The sequence below is a fragment of the Polaromonas sp. P1_G4 genome, assembly GCF_056405475.1.
In genome coordinates this window covers 1-5,446 of record NZ_JBFUCA010000293.1, presented here as the reverse complement: position 1 = coordinate 5,446, position 5,446 = coordinate 1, and the positions used below count along the sequence as shown (strand labels likewise).

Sequence of the window (5,446 nt, the reverse complement as noted above, 5' to 3'; positions counted from 1 at the left end):
TTGCTGTCCTGGTCGCGCGCCAGAAAATAGCAGGCCAGCGCGCCTATCGTGCCCAGCAGCGGGCCGCCCAGGCCCACATAGGCTTCGGTTTCGGCGTCATGCGGCATGTCCTTGAGCTCTACCCACGCGCCCACAAACGGAATGAAGGTGGGCGCGCCCACGTTGAGGCCGCGCTGCCGCGCGGCGATGTAGTGGCCCATTTCATGCACCAACAGCAGGGCCACAAAACCCACTGCGTAGCGCCAGCCGAACAGCAGCGCGTAGGCAAACACCGAAATCAGCATGCTGCCGCCCGTGAGCAGCAGCTTGCCGAACTTGGCGCCGGTGAAAAGCAGCAGCAGGAGTTTCGTCACGCGAAGGTGCTTTTCAGGCGGTAGGCGGCGCTGGGGGTTTTGCCGGGGTGGTTGACGCGTTTGCTGCACTGCCGAATGCGGCAGGAACCGTCTCCTGCTCGGCGGCCGCGACCGGCATGGGCGCTGCAGCCGGTTTGCGCTTGAAGTATTTCAGGAACACCGCGCCAAACCCCGCCACGGCCAGAAAGATCACCTTGGCAAACTTGGCAAAAAAGAGTGCGGCGACGGCGAAGAAGCCGAGTTTTTTCGCGGCCACGCCCAGCACCAGCGCGGCCAGGCCGTATTCGGCCACCTTGTCGGTTTTGGAATTGAAATCGGCATAACGTTTGCCGTCGTTGTATTGCAGGGCCGACAGCAGCTCCGCGGCGACGGGTTTGTCCTTCGGCAAATCATTCAGCGCCGTCACCAGGTTCAGGCTGAAGTAGCCCTCACGCCCCAGCGCGTAAGTGTTGTAGTTCACGCCCTGTGCGGCATCGGGCGCTGCGCCGCGGTCCTTGCTGGACATGGCCCACACCAGCCGGTGGGTGGCGGCGTTATAGGCCGGCTTTTCGGCCCAGCCGACAATTTCCATTTCAGGAAAACCCATCTTCTTGCGTTCGCTGTTCGAGGCTTCCGTGCCTTCGCGGTAGCTTTTGAGAAGGTCGTCGGCGTTCCAGTCCTTGGCGTCGTCGTCTTTCACGTAGCCTGCGGACTCAAAGCGCACCGTGACAAACCAGGAATCGTTGGCCGCGGGAAACACCAGGCCCTGCAGCCGCGAATCCTTGCCGGGGTTGCCCATGGCATTGAGAAGCCTGGCGGCCTGCGGCTGCGGCACAAAAATGCGGCCGGCCGGCAGCTTCAGCACGGCCTGGTCGGCCAGGGGAATATCCTGCGGGCCTTCCTTGGCTGCGGCGCGGGCTTCCGCCCAGATTTTTTCGGCTTCGTCTTTTGACATCGGCTGCGCCAGGGCAGCACCGCAAGACAGTACAACCGCCAGCGCACAGATGCGCGTCCACAAATGGTTCATCAAGTCCTCCCTGTTGGAATAAATTTCCGGATATTCTGACACGGGCTTTGGTGGAACCGGCGGCTTGTTTGATCTGGATCAACAGCGCCCCTGATCGCCTCCCTATAGTCAAACTGGCTGCACGGTGTCCGGTTGGCTGTTGCCGGGTTGGCTGGCCGGCAGGGTGCATCCGTTAACCAGGGGAATATCCATGAGCATCCATCACGTCAGCTACCACAGTGGGGAATTGCCCGCGCCTCCCGCCGCTGCGGGCATGGTTGACTTCACCATGCCGTTGGCCGGCTTCTCGCAATGCCACTTCGGTATCGTGTCCCAGCTGCAGGCTTTCGCTGAACTGCCGGCCTTGCTGGCCGCGGCGGCGCAAGCGCGCAACGTCGCTTCGCACACGCTCAGCCTCTTCAAGTACGCGGTGGCAGGCCACCATGCCGACGAAGAAAATGAATTGTTCCCGGCGGTGCTGCGCAGCGCCGCCAAGGGGGAAGAGGCCGAGAAGGTCAGCGCGATGATCAAGCGCCTGGTGGCCGAGCACCGCAAGATCGAATCGATCTGGAAAGACCTCGAACCCGCAGTGAAAGCGGCGGCAAAAAACCAGCCGGCAGAGCTGGACCTGCAAGCGGCGGAGGCTCTGGTGCAGGCCTACCTGAAACACGCGCGCTTTGAAGAGGAAGAATTCCTTCCGCTGGCCGAAACCATTCTCGGGCGCAACGGCAACCACATGGCTGCCCTTGGCCTGTCGCTTCACCTCAGGCATGCGCCCATGGTGGTGGGGCATGTCTAGGCGCTTGCGTGGCTGATGTGCGTTGCACCGGAATATTCAAGCAAAAACAGGCTGTAGCCCAATAAGGGAAAGCGCAAGCAGCTATTAAAAGTATAGCGTTCGGGCTCTGAAAACATGCCGCGTGGCGGCCGCCCTCAGCCCCGCAGCTGCTGCGCCAGCAGTACCGCGACGTGAATCGCCTCGCGCTGCGCGCCGTCCCTGATCTGGTGGCGGCAGCTGGTGCCGTCGGCCACCACAATGGCGTCGGGCTGCTTGCGCACCGCTGGCAGCAGGCTGAGTTCGGCCATCTGCATCGACACCTCGTAGTGGTTGGCCTCATAGCCAAAGCTGCCTGCCATGCCGCAGCAGCTTGACTCGATCAGCTCAGGTTTTGCGCCGGGAATCAGCTTGAGCACATCCATGATGGGGCTCACCGCCCCAAAGGCCTTCTGGTGGCAGTGGCCGTGCAGCAAGATGGGTTGGGCTGTCGCTTTCAGCCGGCCCTTGAGCTTGTCGAGTTTGCCGTCGGCCGCTTCTCGCGCCAGGAATTCTTCCAGCAGCAATGCGTGGCGGCTGATGGTGTGCGCCGCTTCGCCCAGGCCCATCACCAGCATCTCGTCGCGCAGTGTCAGCAGGCAGGAGGGCTCCAGGCCGACGATGGCGATGCCCTTTTCGGCAAAGGGCAGCAGGGCTTCCACCACCTCGCGTGCCTTGGCCCTGGCCCTGGATACCATGCCGCTGGCCAGGTAAGTGCGGCCGCAGCACAGGCTTTTGCCGTCCGCCACGGTTTTCGCGGCCACATGTACCGTGTAGCCGGCGGCCTGCAGCACCTTGAGCGCGGCCAGTGCGTTTTCTGACTCAAAGTAGCCGTTGAAGGTGTCCACAAACAGCACGACCGGCCGTGCGGCGGCCAGCACCTCTTCGCGGCTGGCGGTCGTGATGCTTCCTTTCGACGCCGCGCCGGGCTTGTTCAGGCGCTTCCAGAAGGTCTGGCGCGTCCATTGCGGCAGTGTGCGGCGGGCCGACAGGCCCATCAGTTTTTCGCTCCAGGCCGCCAGCACCGGCACCTTGTCGCGCAGGTTCAGCAGCGGCGCCAGGCGGCTGGCCCATTGGGCATAGTCGGGCAGGTACGCGACCATCTTGTCTTTGAGCGTGTAGCCGTGCTTGTGCTTGTAGTGGTGCAAAAACTCCACCTYCATTTTGGCCATGTCCACACCCGTGGGGCAGTCGCGCTTGCAACCCTTGCAGCCCACGCACAGGTCCATGGCCTCCTTCACAGCTTCGCTGGTGAAGGCGTCTTCGGCCTTCATCCCGTCCAGCTGCCCGCTCAATGCCAGGCGCAGTGTGTTGGCGCGTCCGCGCGTGAGGTGCTGCTCGTCGCGTGTCACGCGGTAGCTCGGGCACATGGTGCCGGCGTCAAACTTGCGGCAGTGGCCGTTGTTGTTGCACATCTCCACGGCCTTGGCAAAGCCACGGGCCGGGTCGCCGCCGCTGCCGGGTGCGCTGGTCCTTTCGGTGGCCGGGTCGTTCTGCACATCCCAGGCGCGCCAGTCCAGCGCGGTCTTCAGGGGAATGACACGGTAGCCCGGCGGAAACCGCATCAGCCGCGTGTCGTCCATCTTGGGCGGGTTGATCATGCGTCCGGGGCTCAGCAAGCCCGCCGGGTCCATGTATTGCTTGATGTCGGCGAAGGCCTGGCTGATCTCCGGGCCGAACTGCCACTTGATCCATTCACCGCGGCACAGGCCGTCGCCGTGTTCGCCGCTGTAGGCACCCTTGAACTTGCGCACCAGCACGGAGGCTTCTTCGGCAATCGCGCGCATCTTGGGCGCGCCTTCGCGCCGCATGTCCAGGATGGGCCGCACATGCAGCGTGCCGACGGAGGCATGGGCATACCAGGTGCCCTTGCTGCCGTATTTCCTGAAGATCTCGGTCAAGGCGTCGGTGTAGGCGGCCAGATGCTCCAGCGGCACGGCGCAGTCTTCGATAAAACTCACCGGCTTGCCGTCGCCCTTGAGGCTCATCATGATGTTGAGGCCGGCCTTGCGCACCTCCCACAGGTTTTTTTGCGGTGCGTCCTCGGTCATCTCCACCACCGAATCGGGCAGCAGCAGGTCGCCCATCAACTCGCCCAGGCGCTTGAGCTTGGGCAACAGCTCGGCCTTGCTGGCACCCGAAAACTCCACCAGCAAAATGGCCGCCGGATCGCCGATCAGCGCGCTGCGGATCGTCGGCGCAAAGGCCGGGTTTTGCAGCGACAGGTCGATCATCGTGCGGTCGACCAGCTCTACCGCAGTGAGCGTGCCTTCGCCGATCTTGACGATGAATTGCGCCGCATCCATGGCGCGGTAAAAGGTCGGGAAATTCACCACACCCAGCACCTTGGCCCGGGGCAGCTCGCTCAGTTGCAGCGTCAGCGACCGGGTCAGCGCCAGCGTGCCTTCGCTGCCTATCAGCAGGTGCGCCAGGTTGACCGAGCCGTCGCTGGTGTAGGGCCGCTCGCTCTGCGGGTCAAAGATGTCCAGGTTGTAGCCGCCCACGCGCCGCATGACTTTCGGCCAGCGCCGCTTGATGAGGGRGTGCAGCTCCTCGGCCAGCGCACGCACGTGGCTGCCCAGCTCGCGTGCCTTGCCGCTGCTGCCGGCGTAAGCGCCCAGCTGTAGCAGGCTGCCGTCGGATGTCCAGGCTTTGGCACCCAGCACGTTGTGCACCATGTTGCCGTAGGCAATGCTGCGGCTGCCGCAAGAGTTGTTGCCCGCCATGCCGCCCAGCGTGGCCTGCGCACTGGTCGAAACATCCACCGGGTACCACAGGCCGTGTTTTTTCAGCGCGGCGTTCAGGTGGTCCAGCACAATGCCGGGCTCTACCTCCGCCGTGCGTTCTTCCGGGTTCACCGCCAGGATGTTGCGCACATGCTTGGCGTAGTCGATGACAAGGCCGGTGCCCACGGTTTGCCCGCACTGGCTGGTGCCGCCGCCGCGCGGCACGATGGGCACCTGCATGTCGCGGCAGATGTCCAGCGCGGCCTTCACATCGTCTGCCGTGCGCGGCACAAACACGCCCACAGGCATGACCTGGTAGATCGAGGCGTCGGTAGCGTAGCGGCCCCGGTCGGCCGGTGAAAACAGCACTTCGCCCTGTGTTTCGGCGGCCAGCCGCGCCGCCAGCCGGCCGGCAACTTCATTGCTGATGCGGGCCACGTTGTCGTAGGCGTGGGCCGCGGCCTGCCGGGAGATCTTGAGTGGAAGAGGGGCGTTCATCGCGGGCGATCCGGGTTTTGTGTGGGTGTTGAGGCCCGGCCCTGAAGCCAGGCAAAGGTCACGTTGCAGG

The 5,446-nt window shown here is 63.9% G+C and carries 4 protein-coding genes; 1 reads left to right on the top strand and 3 read right to left on the bottom strand.

Annotation, left to right across the window (positions count from 1 at the left end):
* Both AC1D1X_RS14745 and AC1D1X_RS14740 read right to left on the bottom strand, forming a co-directional pair.
* The coding region (locus AC1D1X_RS14745) for a site-2 protease family protein (RefSeq protein ID WP_477698540.1) at positions 1-353 on the bottom strand (353 nt) is incomplete at its 3' end.
* A 13-nt stretch (positions 354-366) separates the two neighbouring features.
* Positions 367-1,359, bottom strand: a complete 993-nt coding sequence (locus AC1D1X_RS14740) for a DUF2167 domain-containing protein (RefSeq protein WP_477670984.1) — start codon at positions 1,357-1,359, stop codon at positions 367-369.
* A gap of 190 nt (positions 1,360-1,549) precedes the next feature.
* Here AC1D1X_RS14740 and AC1D1X_RS14735 point away from each other — a divergent pair, with 190 nt between their 5' ends.
* Complete coding sequence (locus AC1D1X_RS14735) at positions 1,550-2,137, top strand: hemerythrin domain-containing protein (RefSeq protein ID WP_477670983.1); 588 nt, start codon at positions 1,550-1,552, stop codon at positions 2,135-2,137.
* 134 nt (positions 2,138-2,271) lie between these two features.
* On the opposite strand, the gene AC1D1X_RS14730 is transcribed toward AC1D1X_RS14735, so the two are convergent.
* Positions 2,272-5,376 (bottom strand): FAD-binding and (Fe-S)-binding domain-containing protein, encoded by a 3,105-nt coding sequence (locus tag AC1D1X_RS14730; RefSeq protein ID WP_477698539.1) that lies wholly within the window; start codon positions 5,374-5,376, stop codon positions 2,272-2,274.
* Positions 5,377-5,446 lie beyond the last annotated feature (70 nt).

Coding starts and splice junctions, on each gene's coding strand:
- AC1D1X_RS14740 (WP_477670984.1), bottom strand. CDS start 1,359: ATGAACCATTTGTGGACGCGCATCTGTGCGCTGGCGGTTGTACTGTCT.
- AC1D1X_RS14735 (WP_477670983.1), top strand. CDS start 1,550: ATGAGCATCCATCACGTCAGCTACCACAGTGGGGAATTGCCCGCGCCT.